The organism is Novosphingobium sp. FG137, from assembly GCF_057809735.1.
Genome location: NZ_JBMDKN010000001.1, coordinates 489,612 through 516,381, shown reverse-complemented (window position 1 = coordinate 516,381; position 26,770 = coordinate 489,612). Strand labels below are relative to the sequence as shown.

General features: G+C 65.2%; 29 protein-coding genes and 1 tRNA gene. 15 read left to right on the top strand and 15 right to left on the bottom strand.

The features are described from left to right. Window positions 1-142: 142 nt before the first annotated feature. From ACODS2_RS02315 to ACODS2_RS02285, 7 genes are all read left to right on the top strand, one after another. The gene (locus ACODS2_RS02315; protein ID WP_488997399.1) at window positions 143-976 is read left to right on the top strand and encodes an acyl-CoA thioesterase; all 834 of its coding nucleotides are present in this window, start codon (window positions 143-145) and stop codon (window positions 974-976) included. Continuing rightward, on the top strand, window positions 976-2,199 hold the full coding sequence (locus tag ACODS2_RS02310) for a serine hydrolase domain-containing protein (RefSeq protein ID WP_488997901.1): 1,224 nt from the start codon (window positions 976-978) through the stop codon (window positions 2,197-2,199). The genes ACODS2_RS02315 and ACODS2_RS02310 overlap by 1 nt, the downstream gene beginning before the upstream one ends. Window positions 2,200-2,221: 22 nt before the next feature. Next, window positions 2,222-3,478, top strand: a complete 1,257-nt coding sequence (locus tag ACODS2_RS02305) for a 3-hydroxyacyl-CoA dehydrogenase (protein WP_488997398.1) — start codon at window positions 2,222-2,224, stop codon at window positions 3,476-3,478. Between the two features lie 14 nt (window positions 3,479-3,492). After that, a complete protein-coding gene (locus ACODS2_RS02300; RefSeq protein ID WP_488997397.1) occupies window positions 3,493-5,091 on the top strand; it encodes a class I adenylate-forming enzyme family protein in 1,599 nt (532 codons plus the stop codon). Further along, window positions 5,084-6,259, top strand: coding sequence for an acetyl-CoA C-acyltransferase (locus tag ACODS2_RS02295; RefSeq protein WP_488997396.1), 1,176 nt, complete (start codon window positions 5,084-5,086; stop codon window positions 6,257-6,259). The genes ACODS2_RS02300 and ACODS2_RS02295 overlap by 8 nt, the downstream gene beginning before the upstream one ends. Window positions 6,260-6,411: 152 nt before the next feature. Next, the gene (locus ACODS2_RS02290) at window positions 6,412-7,146 is read left to right on the top strand and encodes a hypothetical protein (protein WP_488997395.1); all 735 of its coding nucleotides are present in this window, start codon (window positions 6,412-6,414) and stop codon (window positions 7,144-7,146) included. A 14-nt stretch (window positions 7,147-7,160) separates the two neighbouring features. Beyond that, the gene (locus ACODS2_RS02285; RefSeq protein ID WP_488997394.1) at window positions 7,161-7,550 is read left to right on the top strand and encodes a hypothetical protein; all 390 of its coding nucleotides are present in this window, start codon (window positions 7,161-7,163) and stop codon (window positions 7,548-7,550) included. Window positions 7,551-7,801: 251 nt separating this feature from the next. On the opposite strand, the gene ACODS2_RS02280 is transcribed toward ACODS2_RS02285, so the two are convergent. Further along, complete coding sequence (locus tag ACODS2_RS02280) at window positions 7,802-8,227, bottom strand: DUF983 domain-containing protein (protein WP_488997393.1); 426 nt, start codon at window positions 8,225-8,227, stop codon at window positions 7,802-7,804. A gap of 8 nt (window positions 8,228-8,235) precedes the next feature. Continuing rightward, window positions 8,236-9,624, bottom strand: coding sequence for a ribosome biogenesis GTPase Der (der, locus tag ACODS2_RS02275; protein WP_298173702.1), 1,389 nt, complete (start codon window positions 9,622-9,624; stop codon window positions 8,236-8,238). 134 nt (window positions 9,625-9,758) lie between these two features. Between der and ACODS2_RS02270 the strand changes: the two genes are divergently transcribed. After that, window positions 9,759-10,544 carry a CHAP domain-containing protein gene (locus ACODS2_RS02270; protein ID WP_488997392.1) on the top strand — a complete coding sequence of 262 codons (786 nt, stop codon included), beginning with the start codon at window positions 9,759-9,761 and terminating at the stop codon, window positions 10,542-10,544. Window positions 10,545-10,581: 37 nt separating this feature from the next. Here ACODS2_RS02270 and mmsB read toward each other — a convergent pair whose 3' ends face one another. Genes mmsB through ACODS2_RS02235 form a run of 7 tightly spaced genes read right to left on the bottom strand, consistent with a single transcriptional unit; the run spans window position 10,582 to window position 16,714 of the window. Then, complete coding sequence (gene mmsB, locus ACODS2_RS02265) at window positions 10,582-11,571, bottom strand: 3-hydroxyisobutyrate dehydrogenase (RefSeq protein WP_488997900.1); 990 nt, start codon at window positions 11,569-11,571, stop codon at window positions 10,582-10,584. Continuing rightward, window positions 11,456-12,238, bottom strand: a complete 783-nt coding sequence (locus ACODS2_RS02260) for an enoyl-CoA hydratase-related protein (RefSeq protein WP_488997391.1) — start codon at window positions 12,236-12,238, stop codon at window positions 11,456-11,458. The genes mmsB and ACODS2_RS02260 overlap by 116 nt, the downstream gene beginning before the upstream one ends. After that, a complete protein-coding gene (locus ACODS2_RS02255; protein ID WP_488997390.1) occupies window positions 12,235-13,281 on the bottom strand; it encodes an enoyl-CoA hydratase/isomerase family protein in 1,047 nt (348 codons plus the stop codon). The genes ACODS2_RS02260 and ACODS2_RS02255 overlap by 4 nt, the downstream gene beginning before the upstream one ends. Next, window positions 13,278-13,691, bottom strand: coding sequence for a VOC family protein (locus ACODS2_RS02250; RefSeq protein ID WP_488997389.1), 414 nt, complete (start codon window positions 13,689-13,691; stop codon window positions 13,278-13,280). Before ACODS2_RS02250 ends, ACODS2_RS02255 begins: the two co-directional genes overlap by 4 nt. Continuing rightward, on the bottom strand, window positions 13,688-14,833 hold the full coding sequence (locus ACODS2_RS02245; RefSeq protein ID WP_488997388.1) for an acyl-CoA dehydrogenase family protein: 1,146 nt from the start codon (window positions 14,831-14,833) through the stop codon (window positions 13,688-13,690). The genes ACODS2_RS02250 and ACODS2_RS02245 overlap by 4 nt, the downstream gene beginning before the upstream one ends. After that, a complete protein-coding gene (locus ACODS2_RS02240) occupies window positions 14,830-15,213 on the bottom strand; it encodes a RidA family protein (protein ID WP_488997387.1) in 384 nt (127 codons plus the stop codon). The genes ACODS2_RS02245 and ACODS2_RS02240 overlap by 4 nt, the downstream gene beginning before the upstream one ends. A gap of 4 nt (window positions 15,214-15,217) precedes the next feature. After that, window positions 15,218-16,714, bottom strand: a complete 1,497-nt coding sequence (locus ACODS2_RS02235; RefSeq protein ID WP_488997386.1) for a CoA-acylating methylmalonate-semialdehyde dehydrogenase — start codon at window positions 16,712-16,714, stop codon at window positions 15,218-15,220. Between the two features lie 103 nt (window positions 16,715-16,817). Here ACODS2_RS02235 and ACODS2_RS02230 point away from each other — a divergent pair, with 103 nt between their 5' ends. Further along, window positions 16,818-17,708 (top strand): LysR family transcriptional regulator, encoded by an 891-nt coding sequence (locus ACODS2_RS02230; protein ID WP_298173777.1) that lies wholly within the window; start codon window positions 16,818-16,820, stop codon window positions 17,706-17,708. Between the two features lie 69 nt (window positions 17,709-17,777). Here ACODS2_RS02230 and ACODS2_RS02225 read toward each other — a convergent pair whose 3' ends face one another. After that, complete coding sequence (locus ACODS2_RS02225) at window positions 17,778-18,095, bottom strand: DUF3297 family protein (protein ID WP_488997385.1); 318 nt, start codon at window positions 18,093-18,095, stop codon at window positions 17,778-17,780. A gap of 104 nt (window positions 18,096-18,199) precedes the next feature. Here ACODS2_RS02225 and ACODS2_RS02220 point away from each other — a divergent pair. Beyond that, window positions 18,200-18,274, top strand: a tRNA-Val gene (locus ACODS2_RS02220). A gap of 24 nt (window positions 18,275-18,298) precedes the next feature. Here the strand turns inward: ACODS2_RS02220 and ACODS2_RS02215 are convergent. Together ACODS2_RS02215 and ACODS2_RS02210 are read right to left on the bottom strand one after the other, a co-directional pair. After that, window positions 18,299-18,652 (bottom strand): Rieske (2Fe-2S) protein, encoded by a 354-nt coding sequence (locus ACODS2_RS02215; protein ID WP_421839600.1) that lies wholly within the window; start codon window positions 18,650-18,652, stop codon window positions 18,299-18,301. An 8-nt stretch (window positions 18,653-18,660) separates the two neighbouring features. Next, window positions 18,661-19,125, bottom strand: coding sequence for a VOC family protein (locus tag ACODS2_RS02210; protein ID WP_488997384.1), 465 nt, complete (start codon window positions 19,123-19,125; stop codon window positions 18,661-18,663). 164 nt (window positions 19,126-19,289) lie between these two features. Between ACODS2_RS02210 and ACODS2_RS02205 the strand changes: the two genes are divergently transcribed. Both ACODS2_RS02205 and ACODS2_RS02200 read left to right on the top strand, forming a co-directional pair. Beyond that, the gene (locus ACODS2_RS02205; protein WP_488997383.1) at window positions 19,290-20,534 is read left to right on the top strand and encodes an aromatic ring-hydroxylating oxygenase subunit alpha; all 1,245 of its coding nucleotides are present in this window, start codon (window positions 19,290-19,292) and stop codon (window positions 20,532-20,534) included. Next, window positions 20,531-21,040, top strand: a complete 510-nt coding sequence (locus ACODS2_RS02200) for a MaoC/PaaZ C-terminal domain-containing protein (protein ID WP_488997382.1) — start codon at window positions 20,531-20,533, stop codon at window positions 21,038-21,040. Before ACODS2_RS02205 ends, ACODS2_RS02200 begins: the two co-directional genes overlap by 4 nt. Here the strand turns inward: ACODS2_RS02200 and ACODS2_RS02195 are convergent. The 3 genes from ACODS2_RS02195 to ACODS2_RS02185 are packed head-to-tail and all read right to left on the bottom strand — an operon-like array spanning window position 20,986 to window position 23,772. Beyond that, entirely contained in the window at window positions 20,986-21,633 is a 648-nt protein-coding gene (locus tag ACODS2_RS02195; protein ID WP_488997381.1) for an FMN-dependent NADH-azoreductase, read from the bottom strand. The two genes, ACODS2_RS02200 and ACODS2_RS02195, sit on opposite strands and share 55 nt — an antisense overlap. Continuing rightward, complete coding sequence (locus tag ACODS2_RS02190; protein ID WP_488997380.1) at window positions 21,630-23,009, bottom strand: aromatic ring-hydroxylating oxygenase subunit alpha; 1,380 nt, start codon at window positions 23,007-23,009, stop codon at window positions 21,630-21,632. Before ACODS2_RS02190 ends, ACODS2_RS02195 begins: the two co-directional genes overlap by 4 nt. A gap of 1 nt (window position 23,010) precedes the next feature. Next, complete coding sequence (locus ACODS2_RS02185) at window positions 23,011-23,772, bottom strand: SDR family NAD(P)-dependent oxidoreductase (protein WP_421839606.1); 762 nt, start codon at window positions 23,770-23,772, stop codon at window positions 23,011-23,013. A gap of 234 nt (window positions 23,773-24,006) precedes the next feature. Here ACODS2_RS02185 and ACODS2_RS02180 point away from each other — a divergent pair, with 234 nt between their 5' ends. From ACODS2_RS02180 to ACODS2_RS02170, 3 genes are read left to right on the top strand one after another with little or no spacing between them, the layout of a single operon-like run. After that, entirely contained in the window at window positions 24,007-25,209 is a 1,203-nt protein-coding gene (locus ACODS2_RS02180) for a CaiB/BaiF CoA transferase family protein (RefSeq protein WP_488997379.1), read from the top strand. Beyond that, a complete protein-coding gene (locus ACODS2_RS02175; protein ID WP_488997378.1) occupies window positions 25,206-25,574 on the top strand; it encodes a Zn-ribbon domain-containing OB-fold protein in 369 nt (122 codons plus the stop codon). The genes ACODS2_RS02180 and ACODS2_RS02175 overlap by 4 nt, the downstream gene beginning before the upstream one ends. Then, complete coding sequence (locus tag ACODS2_RS02170; RefSeq protein ID WP_488997377.1) at window positions 25,567-26,718, top strand: acetyl-CoA acetyltransferase; 1,152 nt, start codon at window positions 25,567-25,569, stop codon at window positions 26,716-26,718. Before ACODS2_RS02175 ends, ACODS2_RS02170 begins: the two co-directional genes overlap by 8 nt. Window positions 26,719-26,770 lie beyond the last annotated feature (52 nt).

The window sequence follows — 26,770 nt, the reverse complement described above, 5'->3', positions numbered from 1 at the left end:
GCCCGGATGCCGTAGCGGAAGGCACCGAATCCGGCGGAATTGCTGCATTTTTTCGCCTGCGGGCCTCGCGCAAAGCGCTTCCCTGATCCCTCTCGATGACCTAATCCCGCCGCATAAGAAGATTCGTGGGAAGGACGCAGATTTGCCGGAAGCCGAGCACCCGCATGCTGTCACCAATGGCTCTGCCGAAGCGGATATGAGCTTCGGCGCGCTGGCGTCACGGCTCGAACCGCTGGGCAGCGGGCGCTTCAAGCTGGATGGCGCGGCAGGCTGGATGCAGGGCCGCACGATGTATGGCGGCACCGCCGCGTTCATCGCCTACTCCGCCGCGAAGCTGGCATTCCCCGATCTGCCACCGCTGCGCGCCGCGCAAGTCGGGTTTGTCGCGCCGGTGGGCGAGCATCTCGAAGTCGAGGTGGTGATGCTCCGGCAGGGGAAGAGCGTCGCGCAGGTCGAAACATCGCTCACTTGTGAAGGCGTATTGGCGCAGCGCACGCTCTGGCTGTTCGGCGCAGGCCGGGCAAGCAACGGGACCGTCGCGGCCGCCGTGTTGCCGAACCTGATCCAGCCCGAGGACTCACCCCGCCTCACTTCCAGCGACTATGCCCCCGCCTTCACGGCGCGGATGGACATGCGCCGCGCCGATCCGCCCGGTGGATCGCCCCCGGGCACGATCCGCCGCTGGGTGCGTCTCAAGGATCGCTCCGGCCTCGATCCGCAAGCCGAGCTCGTTGGGATCGGCGATGCACTGCCGCCCGGTTCGGCGCGCGCGATGGAGCGGATGGGGCCGATCAGTTCGATCACCTGGGCCCTGACGATCCTCGGCGATGTGCCTGAAACGCGCGAGGGCTGGTGGCTGCTCGAAACCAGCTCGAACCATATGGCCGACGGCTTCAGCAGCGAGACGCTGCGGCTGTGGAACAGCGAAGGCGTGGAAGTGATGCACGGCCTGCAATCGGTCGCGGTGTTCGGATGATCGAAATTGCCGATCCCGCCGCCCATGGCTTCGATGCCGCCCGCCTCGCCCGCATCGGTGCGTTTCTGGAGGAGCGCTATGTCACCCCCGGCCTGCTGCCAAATGCCGATCTGCTGATCGCGCGGGAGGGCCAGCCCTTCCACCGCCTGGCACTCGGCAAGGCCCGCGCGGACGGCACTCCGCTGGCAGGCGACGCGATCTTCCGCATCGCCTCGATGACCAAGCCGCTCACCAGCACCGCGTTCATGATGCTGCTGGAGGAAGGCAAGGTTGCGCTCGACGATCCCGTCGCCAAGGTGATCCCCGAGTTCGCCGGCCTCGGCATCTACAACGGCGGGGGCGGCGATGCGCCATTCTTCCCCACCCGCGCCACGACGAACCCGATGCGCATGGTGGACCTGCTCACCCACATGTCGGGCCTCACCTACGGCATCCAGAACCGCACCAATGTCGATGCCGCCTATCGCAAGGGCCGGCTCGACGGGCATGCCTCGCTGCCCGGCAACGATCATTTCATCGCCGAACTCGCCAAGCTGCCGCTCGAATTCGATCCGGGGACGAGCTGGAACTACTCGGTCAGCACCGATGTCCTCGGCGTGATCGTAGCGCGCCTCTCCGGCATGAGCCTCGGCGAATTCTTCGCGCACCGCATCTTTGCCCCGCTCGGTATGGTCGATACCGGCTTCCACTGCCCGCCCGAGAAGGCGCACCGCCTCACCGACAGCTGGGCGTGGAACCCCATGGGCGCGCCCACGCTGATCGATCACGCGGAAAAATCAAACACGCTGCGCGCACCGCGCTTCGAAAGCGGCGGCGGCGGCCTGCTCTCGACGACCGCGGACTACCACCGCTTCTGCGCCGCACTTTCAAACGGCGGTGCCCCGCTGATCTCACCCAAGACGCTCGCGCTGATGACCGCGAACCACCTCCCCGGCGGTGCAGACCTGACCACGCTTTCCAAAGCGCTGTTCAGCGAATCCGGCAACGCGGGCGTCGGCTTTGGCCTCGGCTTCGGCGTGGTCGTCGATCCCGCCAAGACGCTGATCCCGGGCACCAAGGGCGAATTCCACTGGGGCGGCATCCATTCCACCGCCTTCTTCATCGATCCGGTCGAAAAGCTGCACATGGTCTTCATGACCCAGCTCTTTCCGTCCTCCAGCTATCCCATCCGCCGCCAGCTCAAGACGCTGGTCTATTCGGCGATGACGCACAGTTACGCCTGATCGCATCCAAGGAGACAACGAAATGTCCGATCCCATCCCCGGCGCCAAGGACCACATCGATACCGCGCGCAAGCTCGCCGCGACGATCGACGATATCCCGGCCGATACCGCGCTGCTGCCCGTGAACAAGGTTGGCGTGATCGGCGCGGGCACGATGGGCGGCGGCATCACGATGAACTTCCTGACTGCGGGCATCCCCGTCACCATCGTCGAGATGACGCAGGAAGCGCTTGACCGCGGCGTCGCCACGATGCGCAAGAACTACGAGAACACCGTCAAGCGCGGCAAGATGGACGCCGCCCTCGCCGAAGCCGCGATGGGGCGCCTCACCCCCTCACTCGATTTCGGTGCGCTGGCCGATGCCGATCTGGTGATCGAGGCGGTCTACGAAAGCATGGACGTCAAGAAGGAGGTCTTCGGCAAGCTTGACGGTATCGTAAAGCAGGGCGCAATCCTCGCCAGCAACACCAGCTATCTCGACGTGAACGAGATCGCCGCCAGCACGAAGCGCCCCGAAGCCGTGCTCGGCATGCACTTCTTCTCGCCCGCCAACGTGATGAAGCTGCTCGAAGTGGTGCGCGGTTCCGCCACTGCCAAGGATGTGCTCGGTACGGTGATGGCGCTCTCGGTGAAAATCGGGAAGGTCCCGGTGGTCTCGGGCGTGTGCCACGGCTTTATCGGCAATCGCATGCTCGGCAAGCGGCAGGAACAGGCCAATGCCCTCATCATGGAAGGCGCGGACTTCGCCGAGGTCGACAACGCCCTCCTCGAATTCGGCTTCCCGATGGGCCCGTTCCAGATGGCGGACCTTGCGGGCCTCGACATCGGCTGGCACCGCGACCCCAACCGCATCGAAACCCTGCGCGAGGCGCTCTGCGCGCTTGGCCGCTGGGGCCAGAAGACCGGCAAGGGGTTCTACGACTACGATGCAAACCGCCAGCGCACCCCCAGCGACGTTACGCGCGGCCTGATCGCCGAATGGGCGGCCAAGGCCGGCAAGCCCCAGCGCAGCATTGATGCGCAGGAGATCCTTGAACGCCTGCTCTATCCCATGATCAGCGAAGGTGCCCTCATCCTCGAAGAAGGCATTTCGCAGCGCGCGTCCGATATCGATACCGTCTGGCTCAACGGCTATGGCTGGCCCGCATGGACCGGCGGCCCGATGTATTGGGCGAGCCATATCGGCCTTGCCACTGTCGTCGCGGGTCTGGAAAAGCACGGCCTCCCTGTCGCCCCGCTGCTGGCAAAGAAAGCCGCTGCGGGCGAAGCCTTCGACTAAGGGCAGCACCGGCCATGCGCATCGAGGAAATCGTCGAAGCCCCGTTCATCCCGCTGAGCGTGATCCTGCGCGCCCATGCGGCCCGGCGGGGAGAGGCCATCGCGCTGGCGGATGAAACTTCGCGCCTGTCGTGGACCGAACTCGATACGATGCTCGACCGCGTGGCCGCTGCGCTCCAGCGCGAAGGGGTTGAGGCGAACGAGCCCGTCGCCATTGCGGCGAGCAATTCGGTGAACACCGCGCTAGCCTTCCTCGGCGCCCTGCGCGCCGGGGCCGTCGCCGCGCCGCTCACCTCCACCGCCGCGCCGCCAACAGTGCTCGCCATGCTGGCAGACAGCACCAGCCGCGTGCTGCTGCTCGACAAGGCCATGGCCGAGGGGCTCGCAGACCTGCCCTTCCCGGATCACGTCAAGCGCATCGCGCTCGACGATAGCGATGCGGGCGCCCCTTTCTCGCAATGGATCGCCCCGAACGGCGCGAAGCCGGAAGAGCGCCTCCCCGCGCCGGAAGACCCGTTCAACATCATCTATTCCTCCGGAACCACCGGAGTGCCCAAGGGCATCGTCCAGTCGCACCAGATGCGCTATGAATATGCCCGGCGCACGATCATCGGCGGTTATGACGACGATACGGTAACGATCAATTCGACCCCGCTCTATTCAAACACCACACTCGTCAGCTTCCTCCCCACGCTGACCGCGGCGGGCAAGGTCGTGCTGATGAAGAAGTTCGATGCGCGCACCTTCCTTGCCCTCAGCGAGCGTGAGCGCGTCACCAATGCCATGCTCGTGCCGGTGCAGTACCGCCGGATCATGGAACTGCCGGATTTCGACAGCTTCGATCTATCGGCCTACCGGCTGAAGGGCTGCACCTCCGCGCCATTCCCGGCCTGGCTCAAGGCCGATGTGCTGAAGCGCTGGCCCGGCGGGCTCGTCGAAGGCTACGGCCTCACCGAAGGCGGGGCTACGACCACGCTCATCGCGCACAAGTTCCCGGATAAGCTCCACACCGTCGGCCAGCCCTCGCCCGGCCATGTGATGAAGATCATCGACGAGGACGGCAACGAACTGCCGCCGGGCGAAACTGGCGAGATCGTCGGCCGCTCCCCCATCATGATGAACGGCTACCACGGCCAGCCCGCCAAGACGCGCGAGATGGAGTGGTTCGACAAGGACGGCGTGCGCTACATCCGCCACGGCGATATCGGCAAGTTCGACGAGGACGGCTTCCTCATCCTGATGGACCGCGCCAAGGACATGATCATCTCGGGCGGGTTCAACATCTTCCCCACCGATCTTGAAGCCGAACTCACCCGCCAGCCTGCCGTGAAGGAAGCCGCCGTCGTCGGGGTGCCCAGCGATCAGTGGGGCGAAACTCCGCTTGCGGTGATCGTGCTCGCCGATACTTCCGCCGATCCCGAAGCAATCCGGCTTGAAGCCAACCGCGCACTCGGCAAGACGCAGCGCATTGCCCGCATCGAAGTGGTCGATGAACTGCCGCGCAGCCCGATCGGCAAAGTGCTGAAGCGCGAGCTGCGCGATCACTTCGGCGGCAACCCGATTGCCCAGAACCCCGTACCCGCATCCGATTCCAAGGAGACCAACCATGCGTGATGCCGTTATCGTTGCCGCCGCCCGCACCCCCATCGGGCGCGCCTACAAGGGCGCGTTCAACGCCACTGCCGGCGCCACGCTCGGCGCGCTTTCGCTGGAGGCCGCCGTCGCGCGCGCCGGGATCGAAGGCGGCGAGATTGACGACGTGCTGTGGGGCTCGGCGCTCCAGCAGGGCGCGCAGGCCGGCAATATCGCGCGCCAGGTTGCGCTGCGTGCGGGGCTTCCCGTCACCGTTTCTGGCATGAGCATGGACCGCCAGTGCTCCTCGGGCCTGATGACCATCGCCACCGCCGCCAAGCAGATCATCGTCGACCGCATGGATGTGGTCGCTGCGGGCGGGCAGGAATCGATCAGCCTCGTCCAGACCAAGGACATGCGCGTCGCGCCCGATCGCAGCCTCATCGCTATGCACAACGCCGTCTACATGCCCATGCTGCAGACCGCCGAGACGGTGGGCAAGCGCTACAGCATCAGCCGCGAGTCTTGCGACGAATACGCGCTGCAATCGCAGCAGCGCACCGCTGCCGCGCAGGCCGCCGGCAAGTTCGATGCCGAAATCGTGCCGACCACCAGCTCGATGGGCGTGCAGAACAAGGAAACCGGCGAGATCACGATGCACGACGTGACGCTCACCAAGGACGAGGGCAACCGCCCCTCGACCACGCTGGAGAACCTCCAGGCGCTCAAGCCCGTGATCGAGGGCGGCATCGTGACGGCAGGCAACGCCAGCCAGCTTTCGGATGGCTCAGCCGCTGTCGTGCTGATGGAAGCCGGCGTTGCGGCGAAGAAGGGCCTCGCGCCGCTCGGCCGCTATGTCGGCATGGCCGCCGCTGGCACCGAGCCTGACGAAATGGGCATCGGCCCGGTCTTCGCGGTCCCCGCGCTGCTGAAGCGCTTCGGCCTCAAGATGGACGACATCGGCCTGTGGGAGCTGAACGAAGCCTTTGCCGTGCAGGTGCTCTATTGCCGCGACAAGCTGGGTATTCCCAATGAACTGCTCAACGTCAACGGCGGCGCCATCTCCATCGGCCACCCCTATGGCATGACCGGCGCACGCGGCGTGATGCACGCGCTGATCGAAGGCAAGCGCCGGGGTGCGAAATATGTCGTCGTGACGATGTGCGTCGGCGGCGGCATGGGCGCCGCGGGGCTGTTCGAGGTTCTCTAGGCCCACCCCCAACCCCTCCCGCAAGCGGGAGGGGAGGAGAAGACCTTGCGCCCTCCCCCTTGCGGGAGGGCCGCGAGACTTGGCGAACGCAGTGAGCCTGGTCGCAGCGGGGTGGGTTGCCCGAAGCGCACACCCCGCCTACCCTTAAAACCATGACCGAAGATACTCGCCCCTGGCCGCAGGACGGCCGCGAACGCCTGATCTACCCTTCCCCGGTCGGCTGGAAGGGCACTGATTTCGTGGACAACGAGGGCGAGCTGCTCAAGCTGCTGAACCCCAAGACAGTGTTCATGATGGGCGACAACCCCGCCCTGCCGCGCATGCCCGAGCGCCCGCGCCTGATGGACTTCTTCCGCTGCCGCTTCGGCGATATCACCGTGCGCCACCTCCTCGTCAGCGCCAAGCGCGCGCTGGATGACGGGCTGCCGGAGAAGGTCGTGATGGCCTGCCTGCTGCACGACATTTCCAACGGCTGCCTGATCCGCTGCGACCACGGCTACTGGAGCGCGCAGCTGGTCGAGCCCTACGTCGATCCCGAAGTGGCCTTCGCGGTGAAATACCACCAGGCGCTGCGCTATGTGCCCGATGCCAGCGTCGGCTACGCCTACCCCGAGAGCTACCACGCCTTCTTCGGCCCGGACTATCAGGTGCCGGACTACCTGCTGCGCGACGCCGAGTACGCGAAGAACCACAAGTGGTACATGACCGCGCGGCAGATGACGCTCTACGACACCTACTTCTTCGACGATTTCCCGGTGGTGGTGCCCGAGGAATTGGAAGACGTGATCGGGCGGAATTTCAAGGAGCCGGCGGAAGGGCTCGGCTTCGATGGCTCACCCACGGCGCACATGTGGCGGACGATGATCTGGCCGAACAACTTTTTGTGAGGGGGCCGTGAACAATGGTCGAAGGTGTGCCCATCGCCGGCTTGTTCATTCTTGCCTGCACATTTCAGGATATAGACCCGATCCTCAACTCGCCGATCGGTGAACCTCATCCGGCGTCGCTCGTTGCTCGAGATGGGATCGGTACAATGATCGCTTGGTCCGAAATTGACGGCGACAGGCGCATTTCTGTCCGGCAGAATGACAAAGGTATCGTAACGCTGGCAGGGCTACGCTTCCGCTCAAACGGCGAAGAGACATGGGCGGTACTCAAGCCTCAGGACGATAGGAATTTCGCGGTCGAGTGGCTCGGATACAATGAGGTCGCGAAGGACGGTCGACAAACAGCGTATGTCTGGTCGCATGGTACTTGCGAAAGAATTGGTGCCACCTCGGCCAACGATTGACCGTCACCCCGCCTTTGATCCGGAGGCCCGCTTTGGCGGCACGGCGCTGACCTCGAAGAAAAGCCTAACCCCGTGTCAAGCACGGGGCGACGGGGGGCGCAAACCGTCCGATGCTCGGTCCTCCCTGTTTTTCCGAAGGACAAACGGGGAGGGGGACCGCCCGCGCAGCGGGTGGTGGAGGGGTAGAGGCCCCTCCGTCAGCCCTGTGGGCTGCCACCTCCCCATTTGTGCTGCGCAAAAACGGGGAGGAACTATGCCACCCCTGCCTCAACCTTACCCGAATGCCCGGCAAAGCCCTGCATTCCCAGCCACCACTGCAGCGCGATCACGCCGCCCTTGGCTGGGCGCAGTATGGCGGCGATCAGCGCGGCGGCCATGGTCAGCGCAATCAACATCATCGCCCACGCCGGCAAGGATTCCATCTTGCCAAGGCCGATGATCACCGGTGCCATCAGGTGCCCGGTGAGGAGGATCGCGATATAGGGCGGGAAATCGTCCGCCGCGTGCAACGTCCAGTTTTGCCCGCACATCCGGCAGCGTTCGACAGGCTTCAGCCCGCCAGCGAACAGATGCGTGCCGCCGCAGCGCGGGCACTTGCCCGCCGCACCGCGCATGATGGCAGCACCCGCGCTATGCGGCAGCATCGCGGGGTCAAGCGGCAGGGCGGTATCGGGCATGGCGCGTCCTACTTCTTCGCGAACGGATTGGTCGGGCTGCGCAAGGTCAGCCGGATCGGCACCGCATCGAAACCCAGTTCGCGGCGGATGCCGTTCACCAGATAGCGACGATAGCTTTCGGGAAGCTGATCGAGCCGCGTGCCGAACATCACGAAGCTGGGCGGGCGGATGCGCGCCTGCGTGATGTAGCGCAGCTTGATGCGCTTTCCGCCCGGTGCCGGCGGGGGATTGGCGGCGAGCGCATCGTCGAACCAGCGGTTGAGCGCCGAAGTCGGCACGCGCTTCGACCAAGCCGCGCGGATATCGAAGGCGGCGGTCAGCATCTGGTCGAGCCCCTTGCCCGTGCGCGCCGAAACCGCCAGCAGCGGCACCCCGCGTACTTGCGCAAGGCCTTCCTCCAGCGCGGCGCGGATCCCGTTGAACAGGCCGGAGGGGTCCTCCGCCACATCCCACTTGTTGATCGCGATCATCAGCGCGCGGCCTTCCTCCAGCACCATCGAGGCGATCTTGAGGTCCTGATGTTCCAGCCCGCGCGTCGCATCGAGCAGCAGCACGACCACTTCGGCGAAGTCGATGGCGCGGCGCGCATCGGCGACGGACATCTTCTCCAGCTTTTCGACGACCTGCGCCTTCTTGCGCATCCCCGCCGTGTCAATCAGCCGCACCGGGCGGTAGGCGTCGCTCGTCGGATCGAACCACTGCCAGTCAATCGCGATCGAATCGCGTGTGATCCCCGCTTCCGGCCCCGTCAGCAGCCGGTTTTCGCCGAGCAGCTTGTTGATCAGGGTGGACTTGCCCGCATTGGGCCGCCCGACGATGGCAAGCTTGAGGACCGATTCGGGATCGAACTCCTCTTCGTCTTCGATCTCGGCGTCAGGCCCGGCATCGCCTTCGCCGTCCGTGCCTTCGATATGCGGGCGCAGCGCCTCGAACAGATCGGCGAGGCCCTGCCCATGCTCGGCGGAAAACGCCACCGGCTCGCCAAAGCCCAGTGCGAAGGCATCGTAGAGTCCCGGATCGCCCGCGCGCCCTTCGGCCTTGTTGGCCATGAGCACGATGGGAATGCGGCTTGAGCGCAGATATCGCGAGATTTCCTCGTCGAGCGGGGTCACGCCCGCGCGCGCATCGATCACGAACAGCGCGACGTCCGCGCCCACCAGCGAAGCTTCGGTCTGCTGGCGCATGCGGCCCGGCAGGGTCTCGGGATCGAGATCTTCCCAGCCTGCTGTATCGACGATGGTGAACTTCAAGCCGAGCAGATCCGCATCGCCAAAGCGGCGGTCGCGCGTCACGCCGGGCTGGTCGTCGACGAGCGCGAGCTTCTTGCCGACAAGCCGATTGAACAGAGTCGACTTGCCGACATTGGGGCGACCGATGATGATAACCTGGGGCAACATGGCCCTCCCGTGGCCCCAACGCGCCCGGAACGCAAGCGCAGCGTGGACTCGCCGCGCGCGCCTCGAGGCCGAAATGGTTCGTTAACCAGCTTCGCTTGAGCAGCTTTAACCACGCCGCGGGCAAAGCTGCCTGCATGATCCCGGTACCCCTGCGACTCGCACTCCTCTTTCTGCTCGCAGCAGTGCCGCCCCAGGCGCAGGCACGGCCGATAGCGCCCGATCCAGCCGGTGCGAGCGACGATAACGCCGAAGATATCGGCCGAGATTTCGCCCTGCCCTACATCCAGTGCGTGCCTTATGCGCGCAAGGTCACCGGCATCCAGCTCTATGGTGACGCCCACACCTGGTGGAATCAGGCCGCCGGGCACTATGCGCGCGGCTCCCTGCCCAAGGTCGGCGCGGTCATGGCATTCCGCCCTTACGGTGCGATGCAACTCGGCCATGTGGCCGCCGTCAGCCGCATCCTCGATTCGCGTACCATCCTGCTGCGCCACGCCAACTGGTCTCCCATCGAGGGGCGTCGTGGCCAGATGGAAGACAATGTCCGCGCGGTGGATGTCTCACCCGCGAACGACTGGAGCGAAGTGCGCGTGTGGTATGCACCGCTTGGCGGGCTCGGCACGACGCACTGGCCGGTTGAGGGCTTTATCTACAACCGCAAGCCGCCAAAGACCCTCGGACCCAATGAACGGCTGACTGTGCTCGCTTCGGCTGACGCGCCCAAGGCCGCCTACACCTCACGCATCGGGCCCGACTTCCTCAAGGGCATCGTTCCCGAAACGAGCCGCACGTCCGCGCGGCGCCCGCTGGCTGCGCGGGAAACGGTGAAAGTCCCGGTCAAGGAAGACCGCACCCTTGCAGTCTCCCCCAACCTGGCCCGTGATCCCATCGGCCGCATCATCGCCAGCCGCGTGCGCTGAGCAGGCCTTCAGACCCACCATCTCCGGGTGGAGGCCATCAAAGCGTTTTGATGATCGCCGAGAAATCGAGCCCGCCGTTGCCCGCATCGGCAAACGCCGCATAAAGCTCCGCCGCGCGCGCACCCATCGGCACGTCAGCCCCGGCACCCTTGGCCGCTTCCATCGCGAGCTTCAGGTCCTTGAGCATCAGCGCGGTGGCAAAGCCGCCCTGATAGCCATTGTCCGCCGGAGTCGTCGGGCCGACACCCGGCACCGGGCAGTAGCTCGTCATCGACCAGCATTGGCCCGAAGCCTTGCTGGAGATGTCGAAGAAGGTCTGCAGGTCCAGCCCCAGCTTCTCGGCCATGGCAAAGGTCTCGCAAGTCGCGATCATCGAGGCGCCGAGCAGCATGTTGTTGCAGATCTTCGCCGCCTGACCCGCGCCGCTATCCCCGGCATGGATCACCGCCTTGCCCATCGCGGCCAGGATCGGCTCACCGCGCGCGAACGCGTCCGCGCTGCCGCCGACCATGAAGGTCAGCGTGCCGCCATTGGCCGCCGCGATCCCGCCCGAGACCGGCGCATCGACCATCGCATAGCCTGCGTCCGCCGCCAGCGCCGCCACTTCGCGCGCAGTGGCGACGTCGATGGTGGAACAATCAAGCAGCAGTGCGGAAGTCGGCGCATGGCCGATCACATCGGCGGTGTAGACCGCCTTCACGATGGCGCCGTTGGGCAGCATCGAGACGACAGCATCGGCGCCCTGCACCGCCTCCTTCACCGAAGTGTACGTGGCGCAGCCGCTTTCCTTCGCGCGCGCCAGCGCCGCTTCCGCCAGATCGAACGCGTGGACGTCATGCCCCGCCTTGACAAGATTTGCGGCCATGCCGCCGCCCATGTTGCCGAGGCCGATAAATGCGATTTTCATGGGTCTACCTTCCCTTCCACACGCCGGGGCGCTTTTCGATGAAGGCGGCCATGCCTTCGACCTTGTCCTCGGTCGCGGTGAGGATCTGGAATACGCGGCGTTCGAACAGCAGGCCCTGATCGAGCGTCAACTCGAACGCGGCATTGACCATTTCCTTGTTGGCGATCACGGCCACCGGCGGCATCGCGGCGATGGCTTCGGCGGCGGCGACCGCTTCGTCGATCAGCGAGGCCAGCGGCACGACGCGGCTGACGAGGCCCGAACGCTCGGCTTCTACGGCATCCATCATCCGGCTGGTGAGGCACATGTCCATCGCCTTGGCCTTGCCCACCGCGCGGGTCAGGCGCTGCGAGCCGCCCATGCCGGGGGCGACACCGAGCTTGATCTCGGGCTGGCCGAACTTTGCGTTTTCCGAAGCGATGATGAAGTCCGCCATCATGGCAAGCTCGCAGCCGCCGCCGAGCGCGAAGCCGTTCACTGCCGCGATCCACGGCTTGCGCGTGGTCTTCACCAGATGGCTGGTCCAGCGCGAGAAGAAGTCGCCGGTGTAGAAATCGGTTGCGGCCTTGTCGGCCATTTCCTTGATGTCCGCGCCGGCGGCAAATGCCTTCTCGCCCGAGCCGGTGAGCACGGCGCAACGCTGCGCCGGGTCGGCCTCGTAGGCAGCGAAGGCATCGATCAGTTCTTCAAGCACCTGCGAATTGAGGGCATTCAACGACTTGGGGCGGTTCAGCGTGATCAGCGTGACGGCGCCGCGCTGTTCGACCAGAATAGTTTCATACGTCATAGGGGGCTCCATTCTGCGCTATCAGTCAGGGGCGCGAAGATCGCGTCCAGCATGTCTTCGGTCACGCCTTCGGGCGTCGCCGGGTTCCACTTGGGGGCATTGTCCTTGTCCACGATCACCGCGCGCACGCCCTCGGCAAAATCGGGGCGCACCAGCACGCGGCTGCAGATGCGGTATTCCATCACCATGTTTGCGGCGAAATCGGGCAGGGTCAGGCTAGTCGCCAGCTGGCGCAACGCGACCTTGCAAGTTTGCGGGCTCTTGGTGTGCAATGTCGCCAGCGTGGCGGCGGCAAATTCGCTGCCATCGGCTTCGAGCGCGGCGAGAATGTCCTCGTAGCGGTCCGAAGCGAACAGCCGCGCGATATCGTCCGCCCGCGCCGCGATCTTGGGTTCGGGCGGCACGGCGGCGAAGCTGTGCAGGATCGCCGGAATATCGTCCGGGTTCGCCGCGATCTTTGCCTTCACCTCGGCCAACGCGGCAGACGGCAGGTAATGCGTGGCCGAACCCGCCCAGAGGCATTCGGCCCCGTCCATCCGGGCGCCGGTTAGCGCGAGGTACTGGCCCAGCCGCCCCTTCATGCGCGAAAGGAACCAGCCGCCGCCCACATCGGGAAACAGGCCGATGCCGGTCTCGGGCATGGCAAGCCGGGTATTCTCGGTCGCGACGCGGTAGCGCGCCGGATCGGCGATGCCCACGCCGCCGCCCATGGTGATCCCGTCCATGAACGCCACGATGGGCTTTTCATAGGTCATGATCAGGTGGTTGAGGCGGTATTCATCGAAGAAGAACTTGCGGCCCGAAACGCCTTCGTCAGTCAGCGCCGAATTGCGCAGGAAGGCAATGTCGCCGCCCGCGCAGAAGCCGCGCCCTTCGGAATGGTCGATGATCACCGCGCCGATCGCGGGATCATCGCGCCACGCCAGCAGCGCCTCGGTCATGCCGTCCACCATCGCCCGGTTGAGCGCGTGAATCGCCTTGGGCCGGTTGAGCGACAGCACGCCCATGCCCCCTTCGGTGCGGACCAGAATATCGTCGGTCATGCGGCCTTCCCCATTTCATGCGGGACCAGAGCTTCAATAAGATCCCAGCGGTTGCCGAAGGGATCGCGGAACACCAGCACCGCGCCATAGCTTTCGCGCCGCACGGGCGCCTCGATTGTCACGCCTCGCGCACGCAGCGCCGCCTCGCTTGCGGCAATATCGGCGGTGTGAAGGAAGAACCCCACGCGCCCGCCCGCCTGCCGCCCGATTGCGGCGGCCTGTGTTTGATCGGCGGCCCGCGCCAGCAGAAGCTTCGTACCCTCACCGATGGAGACGACCACCCAGCGCTTGCCTGCGCCAAGATCGGTGTCCTCGACCAGATCGAAGCCAAGCGTTCCCACAAAGTACGCCAGCCCCGCTTCGTAATCGGGCACCACAATCGTCACCATGGCGAGGCTGTGCGCAATCATTGGCGCAGCAAATCCCGGCCCACGATCATCTTCATCACCTCGTTGGTGCCCTCCAGAATGCGGTGCACGCGCAAGTCGCGCCAGAAGCGTTCGATCGGATAGTCCTTGAGGTAGCCGTACCCGCCAAACACCTGCAATGCGCGGTCGACCACCGAAGAGCCGGTATCGGTCGCCAGCTTCTTGGCCATCGCCGAAAAGCGCGTCTTGTCAGGCGCATTGCTCGTCACCTTGGCGGCCGCGAGATAGAGCAGCGCGCGCGCGGCCTCAAGCTCGATTGCCATATCCGCCAACTGGAACTGGGTGTTCTGGAAATCGGCGATTGGCTGGCCGAACTGGCTGCGTTCCTTGGCATACTTGATCGCTTCATCAAGGCAGCGCTGCGCTCCGCCAAGCGAGCAGGCGCCGATATTGAGCCGCCCGCCATCCAGCCCGGCCATGGCAAAGCGGAAGCCGTCGCCTTCCGCGCCGACGCGGTTGGCCACGGGCACCTTCACGTTCTCGAAAATCACCTGCGCAGTGGGCGAGGCGTTCCAGCCCAGCTTGCGTTCCGGCGCGCCGAAGCTGAGCCCCGGCGTGCCCTTGTCGATCACCAGGCACGAAATACCCTTCGGTCCCGCCTCGCCTGTGCGAACCATCGTCACATAAATGTCGCTCACCCCGCCGCCCGAGATGAACTGCTTGGTGCCGTTCACGACATAATGGTCGCCTTCCAGCCGAGCCGTGGTGCGCAGCGCTGCCGCGTCGGAACCCGAGCCGGGCTCGGTCAGGCAATAGCTCGCGATCTTGTCCATCGTGATCAGCGAGGGCAAATAGCGGCCCTTGATTTCCTCCCCACCGAAGCGGTCGATCATCCACGAAGCCATGTTGTGGATCGAGATGAACGCGCTGGTCGTGGGGCAGCCATAAGCCATGGCTTCCATGATCAGCGCCGATTCCAGTCGCCCGAGCCCGATTCCGCCGCTTTCCTCGCTCACATAGATCGAGGAGAAGCCGAGTTCCGCCGCCGCCTTGATCGTATCGAGCGGAAAGCTGTGCTCCTCGTCCCACTGCGCGGCAAACGGGGTGATCGCATCGGCGGTAAAGCGGCGCGCCATCTCCTGAATGGCGATCTGGTCGTCGGTAAGGGCGAACTGGTCGGTCATGATTCCATCACTTCGGCTTCGATCTCTACTTTCCATTCCGGCCGGATGAATCCGGAAACGATCAAGGTCGTTGTTGCCGGCCGCGCACCGCCAAACCACTTGCCGTGAACCCGCGCCACTGCATCGAAGTCCGCCCGGTCGGTCAGATAGATGCAGGTCCGCACCGTGTCAGCGATATCGCCGCCAAGGTCGGCAATCGCCTGCGCCACGATTGCGCAGCAACGCTCCATCTGCGCCGCCGCATCGCCGGGGGTACTCGAACCATCCGGCTCGATCGGCGCCGTTCCCGCGACCATGATCTGCTTGCCCGTGCGAATGGCCCGGGAAAACCCGATGATTGGCTCCATCGGCGAACCACTCGAAACACGTTGCTTTTCCATTACCTTACTCCATCGTCGGGATCACGAATGCGTTCCCTCCCGACGGCATACCCTCCGGCCAGCGCTGCGTCACGGTCTTCACCTTGGTCCAGAACTTCACGCCTTCCATGCCGTGCTGGTTGGTGTCCCCAAAGGCTGAGCGCTTCCAGCCGCCGAAGGTGTGATAGGCGACCGGCACCGGGATCGGCACGTTGATGCCAACCATGCCCACGTTCACCCGCGCCGCGAATTCGCGCGCCGCGTTGCCGCTGCGGGTGAACAGCGCCACGCCGTTGCCGTACTGGTGCTTCGAAGGCAGCGCGAGCGCCTCCTCGAAGTCCTTCGCCCGCACGATCTGCAGCACGGGGCCGAAGATCTCGTTCTGGTAGCTTTCCATGTCAGCCGTCACATGGTCGATCAGCGTCGGGCCGACGAAGAAGCCGTTCTCGTGGCCCTGCAAGGTGAAGCCGCGCCCGTCGATTACGATCTCGCCGCCTTCTTCCTCGCACTTGGTGATCCAGCGCTCGATGTTCGCCTTGTGTGCAGCGGTGACGACCGGGCCATAGTGGCAATCGGCGTCGGTCGAGATTCCGACACGCAGCTTTTCGATCGCCGGGATCAGCTTGGCCTTGAGCCGCTCGGCGGTTTCCTCACCCACCGGCACGACCACCGGCAGCGCCATGCAGCGCTCGCCCGCCGAACCGAAGGCAGCGCCCGCCAGATCATTCACCACCTGATCGAGATCGGCATCCGGCATCACGATGCCGTGGTTCTTGGCCCCGCCCATCGCCTGCACGCGCTTTCCGGCGGCGACGCCGCGGTTGTAGACATAGTGCGCGATATCGGACGAGCCAACGAAGCTCACCGCGCCGATCGCCGGATGGTCGAGGATCGCGTCGACCATTTCCTTGTCGCCATGGACGACCTGGCAGATGCCCTCGGGCAGGCCCGCCTCAAGGAACAGCTCGGCAAAGCGCACCGGCACCGAAGGATCGCGCTCCGAAGGCTTGATGATGAAGGCATTGCCGGTGGCGATGGCGACACCTGCCATCCACAGCGGGATCATGCCGGGGAAGTTGAACGGGGTGATGCCCGCGCCGATACCGATGGGCTGGCGCATCGAATAGATGTCGATGCCCGGCCCGGCGCCCTGCGTAAATTCACCCTTCAGCACATGCGGAATGCCGCAGCAGAACTCGATCACTTCAAGCCCGCGCTGGATATCGCCCTTCGAATCGGCGATCACCTTGCCGTGCTCGGACGAAAGCAAGCGCGCCAGTTCGTCGATATTTGCCTCGACCAGCCGCTTGAATTCGAACATGACGCGGGCACGGCGCTGCGGGTTGACCGCGGCCCAGGCGGGCTGCGCCGCCAGTGCGGCCTGAACAGCGCGTTCCAGCGTATCAGACGTGCCCAGCGCCACTTCAGCCTGCACCGCGCCGGTGTTGGGATCGAACACCGGGCCCTTGCGTGCTGGAGCCCCGCCCGAACCGCCGACAATGAAATGATCGATCTGGCGCATGCTGCATCCTTTCCTGACGAATTGGTCCGTGGACCTTGGGCAGTTCCCTGCACCCCCGACGATTTGCAAGCAAGGTGAGAAAATGCGAGGGATGCCTGCAATGATGCAGGCCCCAGACTGGAGCGATTTCCAGACCTTTCTCGCTATCGCCCGTGCCGGGCAGCTCGCCCGCGCGGCGCAGGCCATCGGCGTCGATGCCACGACCATGGGCCGCCGCCTGCGCCGCCTCGAAACCCGCATCGGCGCCACCCTGTTCGAACAGACGCGCGAGGGCCAGGTGCTCACCGAAGCGGGCGAGGCTATGCTGGTCGAAGTCGAAGCCATGGAGCGCGCCGCGAGCCGCATTGCCGAACATGGCGGCGGCGGCCCGGCGGGCCTGCTGCGCGTCAGCCTTTCCGAAGGTTTTGCCAGCTGGATCGTCGCCCCTGCGCTAGGCAGCTTTACTGCTGCACATCCAAGGCTGGTGATCGACCTGGTGGCGAACTCCGGCTTCCTCAGCCCTTCGAAGCGCGAGGCGGACCTTGCCGTCACCCTCTCGCGCCCGCGTGCTGGCCCCGTCATCGCGGGCAAGCTGTCAGACTACCACCTCAGGCTCTACGCCTGCCCGGATTACCTTTCCGGCCACGCCCCGCTGCGCCGCCCGTCAGACCTCGCCAAGGGCCACGCCCTCGTCGGCTATGTCCCCGATCTGCTCTACGCACCCGAACTGCGCTACCTTGCGGAGATCGAGCCCGGCCTCGCCGCCACGGTCCGCTCGTCCTCGATCAACGCGCAGCACCGCCTGATCGCCGCAGGCGCGGGCATCGGGGTGCTGCCCTGCTTCATCGGTGATGCGGACCCTAGCCTCGTTCCCGTCCTGCCCGAGCGGCGCATCACCAGATCGTTCTGGCTCGTCATGCACAAGGATACGCACGCGCTCGCACGCGTTCAGGCGTTCAAGACGTGGCTCACCGGACTGGTTGAGCGCGAAAGGGGCAGGCTACTGCCCCATTAGGGCCTTCCCATTTTTGCGAAGCATAAATGGAGAAGTGGCCTGCCGCAGGCAGGTCGGAGGGGGTTTTCTCTACAGCTTCGCCACTGGCGCGTCGTCGCCCAGATCCTCGTACCACGCCTCGACCGGCCCGGAGAGCTTCAGCGTCAGCGGGTTGCCCTTGCGGTCCATGGTCTTGCCCGCCTGCACGCGCACCCAGCCTTCGGAGATGCAATACTCCTCGACATTGCGGCGCACCGTGCCCTTGAAGCGGATGCCGATGCCCCTGCGCAGCTTCTCTGCATCGAAGAACGGGCTGCGCGGATTGATCGCGAGGTGATCGGGGGGCACATCCGGTCCGGCGGTGATGGCGGGAACGGCAGATTCGGGAGCTGAAGCTTCTTCGGTCATGGGGGCCGCAAATATCTTGATCCCCCCACTTGTCAATCAAGCCCCGTCATGGCAGAGGCCCGCCCCTGTCCGGCCGCCATGCCATGTGCGTGGCCCCGCCGCGCGGGCGCGTAGCTCAGTGGTAGAGCACACCCTTCACACGGGTGGGGTCGCAGGTTCAATCCCTGCCGCGCCCACCACCGGCCCGGCCGGTGGCGCCAGCCCTAGCTTGTCACTGGCATTTCCCCCGGCCCCGGCGGCGCATCGGGCACTTCCACCGCGATCCGGCCGCCTTCCACGCGCACCGCAAAGGTGCGCAAATCGGGATAGGCCGCGCCGAGGCACTTGCCCGTCAGCACATCGAACCGCGCGCCGTGGAGCGGACACATCACCGCGCCGCGCCGCACGCGGCCTCCGGAAAGCTGCGCTGCCTGATGCGTGCAGCGGTCGTTGACGGCGCGGAAGCTGCCGTCGTCCGCGCGCAGCACCAGCACGTGCCAGCCGGCCACCCGCGCCGCGAGCTTGCCCTCGGCCGGGAAATCGGCCTCGGGCAGCAGATCATGCCAGGTCGTGCTCATTGCCCCACTCACTCCGTCGCCGCCCACCATTCTTCCATCATCGGCGTGATCGCCCGCGCCACCAGTTCGATCACCGGGCTGCCGGGACGCGAGAGATAGGCGATCGCGCCGTGGCCCTGATCCGCCGGCGCGCCGCCCAGCACGAGCTCCCAGCCGTCTGCCAGCATCGCCGCCGCGCTGTCCGCCACCGAATCGACCCACACGCCAAGGTGTGAGGGGCCCAGCGCGCGCATCGCATCATAGGCCGAGCCCGGCACGCTTTCGATGAGTTCCATCCGCAGCGGCCCCTGATGCGAATAGACCACGCGCAGCTTCGCCTCGAGCTGCTCGCCCGCCGCGTTCCACACCGGCATCGGATCGAACGTGCGTACCGGGGTCCAGGTGCAGCCCATCGTCGCGCTGAACCGGGCCATGGCCGCTTCCAGATCGTCGACGATCACGCCATGGTGAAAGATGCCCGCCAAAATCTCCATTCGCTTCACTCCCGCTTTGCCCGCCATACCTAAGCAAGCCCATGTTTTATAGATTAAAAAATGACCAAATCAGACCTCTAAACCATCGCTTTACAAGCATACATGAATGTTTTTAAACTGCAAACGGAGCGCCGGCGTACTCGGGCGTTCCGGGAGAGCAACCGATGTCCGAAGCCCTGACCGCCAAGCCCCCCTTCGCATCGCCGCCTGCCGACGATCTCGCACGCATGACCTGGGAACGCGAGCGCAATGGCCCGCCCGTCGATTTCCCTGCGCTCCCCTCGATCCCCGGCGGCCGCTATGTCGATCCCGCCTTCCTTGAACTCGAGGAAAAGGGGATGTGGCAGCGCTCGTGGCTCTATGCGGGGCACGTGGACCAGCTTCCCGAACCCGGTTCATGGTTCCTCTGCCGCAACACCGGCTCCCCTGTCATCGTCACCCGCACGCTCGCGGGGGACATCCGCGCATACTACAACACGTGCCAGCACCGCGGCGCACCTCTCGTAAAGGAGGAGAGCGGCACTTCGCGCGGCTTCGTCTGCGGCTATCATGGCTGGTCCTATACGCTGGAAGGCAAGCTCACCGCCGTGCGCGACCGGCGCGATTTTGCAGAGGGCTTCGATTTTTCCTGCCACTCACTTAGCCAGGTGCGCTGCGAGCTGCTCGGCAGCCTGATCTTCCTCAACGCCGATCCAGATGCCGAGCCGCTCCTCCACCACATCGGCCCGATGGCGGCGGAGCTCGAACAGCTTCAACTTGAAACGCTGCGCCTCGTCGATAGCCGCACCTATGAGACCGAGTGCAACGTCAAGGTGCTGCTCGACGCGTTCCTTGAAGTCTATCACCTCAAGTCGATCCACGAGAACACGGTCGACCGCTTCCTCGATCACCGCGCCATGATCGTCACGCTCTGGCCCAATGGCCATAGCCGCATGGCAACGCCCAACCGCCGTGAAGGCTGGATCGATCCCGGCACCAAGGGCATGCCCGAAATCCCGACGATCTCGGAGTTCGTGGCGAAGAACAACGTCAGCTATTCGATCTACCCCAACTTCATCATGCCGCCCGCGCCGACCGGCATTCCGCTACTGCAATTCTGGCCGATGGGACCCAAGCGCACCCGCGTCGTCTCGACCTGGCTCGCGCCGGAGCATGATGCCGCCAATCCCCACCCGCTATGGGAGATGCGCATCAAGAACTGGGAGCGCATTCTCTACGAAGACCTGCAGTTCGCGCCGCAGATCCAGGAATCGGTCGAAGGGCCGGGCTTCAAGGGCATGTCGCTCAATTATCAGGAGCGGCGCATCTACAACTGGCACGAAGAGCTTGACCGCCGGATCGGCGTTGAGAACGTGCCGGAGAACCTGCGCGTGAAGCCGGTGCTCGCGCCCTTCATCGTCCGCGAATGACGGATACGCTATCGCCGCTCGGCACGCTCTGGCGGACCTTCGAGGACTTGCGCGTGGGTGAAACGAAACTCTCGCCCACACGCACCGTCACCGAGGCGGAAATCGTCGAATTTGCCCGCGCGCATGATCCGCAGTGGTTCCACACCGATCCCGAAGCCGCGCGCGCCTCGGTGTTCGGGCAAGTGGTCGCGAGCGGCATCCATGTGCTGGCGATCTGGCGGCAGATGGACCACGAGATCAATGGCGATATCGATTTCGTCTGCGGTGTGGGCTGGGATCGGCTGCGCCTCAAACGTGCGGTCCGTGCAGGCGATACCCTGCGCGTCTCCAGCGAAATCCTGAGTCTGGAGCCATCACGCAGCGGCAAACCGCGCGGCACCGCTGTCACGCGCTATGTCGTGAGCCTTGAAGACGGCACAGAATGCGTGACCTTCGAGAGCACCAACCTCGTCTACACGCGCGATGCGCGCGACAGGTCCGCCACCAGCGCTTCCGCCGAAGCATAAGCCTCGTCCATCGCGGCCTCGACCGCTTCGGGCGGGCCGTAAGTCGGCCGCAAGTGGACCACATGCACGTCGGTGATCCCGATAAAACCAAGCCAAGTCTGCATGAAGCGCACCTGATGATCCAGCTCCGCGCCGGGAGCGGCAGGCCGGATATCGAGCGCACCCGAGGCCACCAGAATGGCCCGCTTGCCCGCGCCCAGCCCTTCCACACCCGCTTCCGAAACGCGGAAGGCCATGCCAGGCTGGGTGATCGTGTCGATGTACTGCTTGAGCTGCCAGGGAATGCCGAAGTTCCACATCGGCACGCTGAACACGGCGCAATCGAACGAGAGGAAATGCGCCACCGCCGCGCCGATCTGCGCCCAAGCAGCGCGCACTTCGTCCGCCACTTCGCGGCCCTCGATCAGCGCATAGCGCCCCTCGATTACCGGGCCGGTCAGTGCGGGTAGATCGGCGTGGCAGACATTCAGCGTCTCGACCACCGCGCCGGGGCTCGCCGCCACCAGCCCTGCGATCAGCCGCTCGGCCACCTTTACCGAACGCGAGCGATCCCCGCGCGGGCTACCGATCAAATGGAGGATACGCTCGCTCACAAGTCACTCGCCTGCTTGCCGCCCGGCCCGTAGATGTAATCGTCGAGCACCTTGTGGAAATGGCGGATGCGCAGTTCCTGCTCGCCGATCCACAGGCCCGGAAAACCGCTGCTCTTCATCCCCGCCTGCACCGTGGGCAGGTTGTAGGCGTCCTGGTCGAGCACTTGCCCGATGCTGCGGTCGCCATGCTTGAAGCGGCGATGCTTGGCGCGCTCGGGCCAAGGCTCGCCCTCCGGCACCAGCTCGAACACCCACACGTCATAGAGCATCTTGTTCGGATCGCTCGCGTGCGGGCGCTGGCGGAACATCATGATGTCGTCCGCATGCACATTGAGCGCCACGTTCGGAAAGATCATGTAGTGGTAATCATCGGTCAGCTGATCGTCGTTCAGCGCCGAATAGTCCTTGCCCTGCGCTTTGCCGTTGGCCCGCTTGAACAGCTGCACATCGCGGCGAATGTCGCTCACGCGGCCTTCGTACTCCGCCGGGTCCATCCCCGCATGGCGCATGATCTCGTCGATCGCAGGCGGGATCGTGCTGGGCATGGCCACGCGCGGAGAGATTGCGGCAAACGGGATCAGATAGCGGTTGTGCCGCTCGTAGCAATCGATCTGCACGTTGACGTCATCGAGATACCATAGCAGCTGCGGGTGGATGCCCTGCACGTGATAGGTCTCGTTGAAGGCATCGACCGAGGCCTTCCAGTTGCAGTCCCACTCCACCGTCACATCGCGTTTCCACGCCATGCGCTCGGGGTGATAGGGTTCCAGATGCTCCTTCAGCGGCGCGATGAATTCGTCGAACGGCTCCACATCCGGGTTCAGCGAGAACCACACGAAAGCGTTCCACTCGGTCACCGGGAAGCTCGGCAAGGTCATCCCCGGAGGACCGCCCTGCGGAAACGTGCACAAGTCCGGCAGCCGCTCGATCTTGCCGTCGAGCCCGTAGGTCCAGTGGTGATACATGCAGCGAAACGCTTGCGCATTGCCAATGCCCTCTGGCCGCAGCCGGTTGCCGCGGTGGAGGCAAACATTGGGGAAGCAGCGCAATGAGCCATCATGCTGGCGCACGATCAGCACGCTTTCCTTGCCGATCTCGGTGCAGATGTAGTCGCCCGGATTCGGGATGTCGTCCGCCCGGCCGCCCAGCAGCCAGACTTTGGTCCACACCCGCTCCCATTCGAGCTTCATGAATTCTTCGGAGTAGTACCGCTCTGCCGGGATCAGATCATGCCCCAACTGCGGATCGGGCGCCTTGTCCACCGGCGTACGGCTGGGATTGTCGTCGGGCGAAACGCGGATCACATCGACGACGCGCTTCACGTCCATCTTCGACGTATCCCACGTGACGGGCCGGTGGGTCACGGGCTCACTCATCTCAGAAGTGCGTCCGGTTGGTGAAGGCGCCATCGACCACGAGGTGCGAACCGCTGCACCAGCTCGCTGCCTCGCTGGCGAGGAACACGATCGCGCGCGCCACTTCTTCGGGCTTCCCGAGCCGCCCCATCGGCTGCTGGCGCAGCTGCGACTGGTAGAACTTCTCCATCGTGCCCTTGATCATGTCCCAGTTGCCGCCTTCGAACTCGATGGGGCCGGGCGAGACGACATTGACGCGGATGCCGTCCTTGCCATGCGCCAGCGCCAGCTGCTTGCCATAGGTGATCAGCGAGGCCTTCATTGCGTTGTAGGCCTGCGGGCCGCCCATGGCCTCCAGTGCGCTAGTGGTGGCAACCAGCACGATGGAACCACCCTTGCGCTGCGTCATCACCGGGATCACGGCTTCGATGGCGCGGACCGGGCCCATCACATCGGTTTCGAACGCGTTGTGCCAATACTTCTCGCTGCCCATGCCGCCGCCGGCCGAGCTGAGCGGCACGAGCACGTCGACGCCTTCCAGCGCTTCGATAGCCCACTCCAGCCACGCCTTGTAGTCGTCCGCCTTCTTCACGTTGCAGGGCTTGCCCACCACGTGCGTGCCATAGCGCGAGAGCGCGGCCACCGCGTCCTTCACGCTGTCTTCGCCGCGCGCGCTGATCGCAACATCGGCGCCTTCGCGCGCCAGGATCTCCGCGACCGCATAGCCGATGCCGCGCGCGCCGCCGACGACGATCGCCTTCTTGCCCTGAAGTCCCAGATCCATGCCTTGTCCTTTCCTGCGGCGGGGCTACCATCGGCGCTCGCGCGCATGGCTCGAAATGCCCGCTCCTCTTGTTGCCGCGCACTCTATGGAGGCGGGGCTCACCCGCCAAGAAAAAAACATGCTTGAATGCTTTTTTATGGTCCTTCATAGCGAACTCAGCCGCCGCCGGACGGCAAGAAGAAACGGGAGAATCATGGGGCATTCACGGCTCATCAGCAGCACCGGATCCGGGGCATGAGCGGGCGCGGCAAAGGGCCCCTCGCGGGCGTGCGCGTGCTCGATCTCACAGCCGTGCTGATGGGCCCCTACGCCACGCAGATCTTCGCCGACTTGGGCGCCGATGTGATCAAGATCGAAGGCCCCTCGGGCGATACCACGCGCTTCATTCCGCCCGGCCCGGATCCCACCCGCGGCGCGATGTTCCTCAACGTCAACCGCGGCAAACGCAGCCTTGCGCTAGATTTGAAGCAGGCCGCCGCACGCGATGCCGTGCTGCGCCTCGCCAAAGACGCGGACGTCTTCATCCATTCGATGCGCGCGCAGGCCATCGCCAGACTCGGGCTCGATTATGCTGCGCTGAAGGCGGCAAACCCGAAGATCATCTACGCCAATCTCTATGGCTATGGCCGCACCGGCCCCTACCGCGACTATCCGGCCTACGACGATATCGTGCAGGCCGCCTCGGGCATCGTCGATCTGCAGGCCAAACTCTCGAACGGCGAGCCGACCTACAGCGCCACCGTCATCGCCGACAAAGTGGCGGGCCTCACCGGCGCCTATGCCGTGATCGCCGCGCTCTATGCGCGCGAGAAGACGGGCGAGGGGCAGGAAATCGAAGTCCCGATGTTCGAGACGCTGGTCTCGTTCGCCGCGACTGAGCACATCTGCGGCTCGCTGTTCGATCCTCCGCTCGGGCCCCCGGTCTACCCCCGCGCCACCTCGCCCTCGCGCCGGCCCTACAAGACGGCGGACGGCCATGTCGGCGTGATGATCTACAACGATAAGCAGTGGCAGGCCTTCTTCCGCGAACTCGGCAATCCGGATTGGTCGAACGATCCCATGTTCGCCTCGATGCGCAGCCGCAGTGAGAATATCTCGGCGGTCCTCGCGGAGGTCGAAAAAGTCATGGTCACCCGCACCACTGAAGCGTGGATGGAGCTCTTCCGTCGCGCCGAAATCCCCGCAACCCCCATCGCCTCGCTGCAAGACCTGCTCCACGATCCGCATCTGGTCGAGACGGGCTTCTGGCACAGCGCCGAAACGGAGCTTGGCACCTTGCGCTACCCCGGCATCCCCACGAACTTTTCCGGCACGCCCGGCGCAATCGGCGATCCCGGGCCAACGCTGGGTGCAGATAACAGCGCGGTGCTCGCCGAGGCAGGCTTCGCGGAAGACGAGATCGCGGCCATGGTCGCCAGCGGCGCGGTGCTGCCATGAGCGGCCCGTCTGCCGAATGGGATGCCGCCCTTGCCGAGGGCCGCTTCCTGATCCAGCAGCCGGTTGGCGGCGGCGCCACGGTGTTCCCTCCACGCGCCTTCGCGCCCGGCACCGGCGCAGACCTCGAATGGTTCGAGGCATCGGGCCACGGCACCGTCTATTCCGCCACCTGGATCCAGCGCAAACCGCCTGAGCCGCCCTACAACGTCGTGCTCGTCGATCTTGCCGAAGGCGTGCGCATGATGGGCCGCGTCGAAGGCGTCAGCCCTGAAACGCTCGACATCGGCATGGCCGTGAAGGCGCGGATCATCGCCGGGGAAACCCCCATGATTGTCTTCGATCCAGTGGAGCAGGCCCATGGGTGACACCTTCCCGCGCGGCCGCGTTGCGGTCGCTGGCGCTTCCACTTTCGGTGTCGGCGAAATGCCGGGCCACTCGACCATCGAGATGGCAGGCAAGGCTGTGCAACTGGCGCTCGCCGATGCCGCGATCGGCCTCTCTGAAGTCGATGGCCTGTTCATCGCCCTGCCCGATGATCTCTTCGCCGGCCTGAGCCTCGCGCAGTATCTCGGTCTGCACCCGCGCTTTACCGACAACAACCGCGCGGGCGGTGCCTCGTTCATGAGCCACCTCGTCACCGCGTGCATGATGCTCGACGCCGGGTACCTCGATTGTGCGGTGATCGCCTATGGCGCGAACCAGCGTTCGAGCGGCGGCAAGCTCTCCACCCCCGCACGGCCCGACCGGTGGGACGCGCCCTACAATCCGATGTATCCGCTTTCCTTCTACGCGCTCGCCGCCGCGCGCCACATGCACCAGTACGGCACGACGCGTGAGGAATTGGCGAGCGTGGCGGTTGCCGCGCGCCTCTGGGCCAACACCAATCCCGAAGCCTTTGCCAAGGGACCGCTTTCGGTCGAGGACGTCATCGCCTCGCGCCTCATCAGCAGCCCGATCCGCGCGCGCGACTGCTGCCTTGTGACCGACGGCGCCGCCGCGCTCGTCCTCACCCGCACCGACCGCGCCAAGCATGGCCCCCAGCCGCTCGTCCCCGTGCTCGGCGCCGCTGCCGCGACCTGGTACAACTCGGTCACGCAGGCCGACGACATCACGGTGACCGCCGCTGCCGAATCCGGCCCGCGCGCGATGGCCATGGCGGGGCTAACGCCGGGCGAGATCGACACCGTCCAGCTCTACGACGCCTTCACCATCAACACGATCCTGTTCCTCGAAGACCTCGGCTTCTGCGCCAAGGGCGAGGGCGGCAAGTTCGTGGCGAGCGGCGCGATTTCGCCGGGCGGTTCGCTGCCGGTCAATACCAATGGCGGCGGCCTCTCGTGCTGCCACCCCGGCATGTACGGCATGTTCGCGATGGTCGAAGCGGTGCGCCAGATGCGCGGGACGGCGGCCAACCAGATCGCTGGCGCGAAAACCGCCCTCGCGCATGGCAACGGCGGCACGCTTTCGGCGCAGGCGACGGTGATCTTCGGGAACGCCGAGACGGTTTAGTTCTGGCAAGGACAAAACCAACCCCGCTCACCCTGAGCTTGCCGAAGGGTGT

Coding starts and splice junctions, on each gene's coding strand:
- ACODS2_RS02305 (WP_488997398.1), top strand. CDS start 2,222: ATGTCCGATCCCATCCCCGGCGCCAAGGACCACATCGATACCGCGCGC.
- ACODS2_RS02300 (WP_488997397.1), top strand. CDS start 3,493: ATGCGCATCGAGGAAATCGTCGAAGCCCCGTTCATCCCGCTGAGCGTG.
- ACODS2_RS02295 (WP_488997396.1), top strand. CDS start 5,084: ATGCGTGATGCCGTTATCGTTGCCGCCGCCCGCACCCCCATCGGGCGC.
- ACODS2_RS02290 (WP_488997395.1), top strand. CDS start 6,412: ATGACCGAAGATACTCGCCCCTGGCCGCAGGACGGCCGCGAACGCCTG.
- ACODS2_RS02285 (WP_488997394.1), top strand. CDS start 7,161: ATGGTCGAAGGTGTGCCCATCGCCGGCTTGTTCATTCTTGCCTGCACA.
- ACODS2_RS02280 (WP_488997393.1), bottom strand. CDS start 8,227: ATGCCCGATACCGCCCTGCCGCTTGACCCCGCGATGCTGCCGCATAGC.
- der (WP_298173702.1), bottom strand. CDS start 9,624: ATGTTGCCCCAGGTTATCATCATCGGTCGCCCCAATGTCGGCAAGTCG.
- ACODS2_RS02270 (WP_488997392.1), top strand. CDS start 9,759: ATGATCCCGGTACCCCTGCGACTCGCACTCCTCTTTCTGCTCGCAGCA.
- ACODS2_RS02260 (WP_488997391.1), bottom strand. CDS start 12,238: ATGACGTATGAAACTATTCTGGTCGAACAGCGCGGCGCCGTCACGCTG.
- ACODS2_RS02255 (WP_488997390.1), bottom strand. CDS start 13,281: ATGACCGACGATATTCTGGTCCGCACCGAAGGGGGCATGGGCGTGCTG.
- ACODS2_RS02250 (WP_488997389.1), bottom strand. CDS start 13,691: ATGATTGCGCACAGCCTCGCCATGGTGACGATTGTGGTGCCCGATTAC.
- ACODS2_RS02245 (WP_488997388.1), bottom strand. CDS start 14,833: ATGACCGACCAGTTCGCCCTTACCGACGACCAGATCGCCATTCAGGAG.
- ACODS2_RS02240 (WP_488997387.1), bottom strand. CDS start 15,213: ATGGAAAAGCAACGTGTTTCGAGTGGTTCGCCGATGGAGCCAATCATC.
- ACODS2_RS02235 (WP_488997386.1), bottom strand. CDS start 16,714: ATGCGCCAGATCGATCATTTCATTGTCGGCGGTTCGGGCGGGGCTCCA.
- ACODS2_RS02230 (WP_298173777.1), top strand. CDS start 16,818: ATGCAGGCCCCAGACTGGAGCGATTTCCAGACCTTTCTCGCTATCGCC.
- ACODS2_RS02225 (WP_488997385.1), bottom strand. CDS start 18,095: ATGACCGAAGAAGCTTCAGCTCCCGAATCTGCCGTTCCCGCCATCACC.
- ACODS2_RS02215 (WP_421839600.1), bottom strand. CDS start 18,652: ATGAGCACGACCTGGCATGATCTGCTGCCCGAGGCCGATTTCCCGGCC.
- ACODS2_RS02210 (WP_488997384.1), bottom strand. CDS start 19,125: ATGGAGATTTTGGCGGGCATCTTTCACCATGGCGTGATCGTCGACGAT.
- ACODS2_RS02205 (WP_488997383.1), top strand. CDS start 19,290: ATGTCCGAAGCCCTGACCGCCAAGCCCCCCTTCGCATCGCCGCCTGCC.
- ACODS2_RS02200 (WP_488997382.1), top strand. CDS start 20,531: ATGACGGATACGCTATCGCCGCTCGGCACGCTCTGGCGGACCTTCGAG.
- ACODS2_RS02190 (WP_488997380.1), bottom strand. CDS start 23,009: ATGAGTGAGCCCGTGACCCACCGGCCCGTCACGTGGGATACGTCGAAG.
- ACODS2_RS02185 (WP_421839606.1), bottom strand. CDS start 23,772: ATGGATCTGGGACTTCAGGGCAAGAAGGCGATCGTCGTCGGCGGCGCG.
- ACODS2_RS02180 (WP_488997379.1), top strand. CDS start 24,007: ATGAGCGGGCGCGGCAAAGGGCCCCTCGCGGGCGTGCGCGTGCTCGAT.
- ACODS2_RS02175 (WP_488997378.1), top strand. CDS start 25,206: ATGAGCGGCCCGTCTGCCGAATGGGATGCCGCCCTTGCCGAGGGCCGC.
- ACODS2_RS02170 (WP_488997377.1), top strand. CDS start 25,567: ATGGGTGACACCTTCCCGCGCGGCCGCGTTGCGGTCGCTGGCGCTTCC.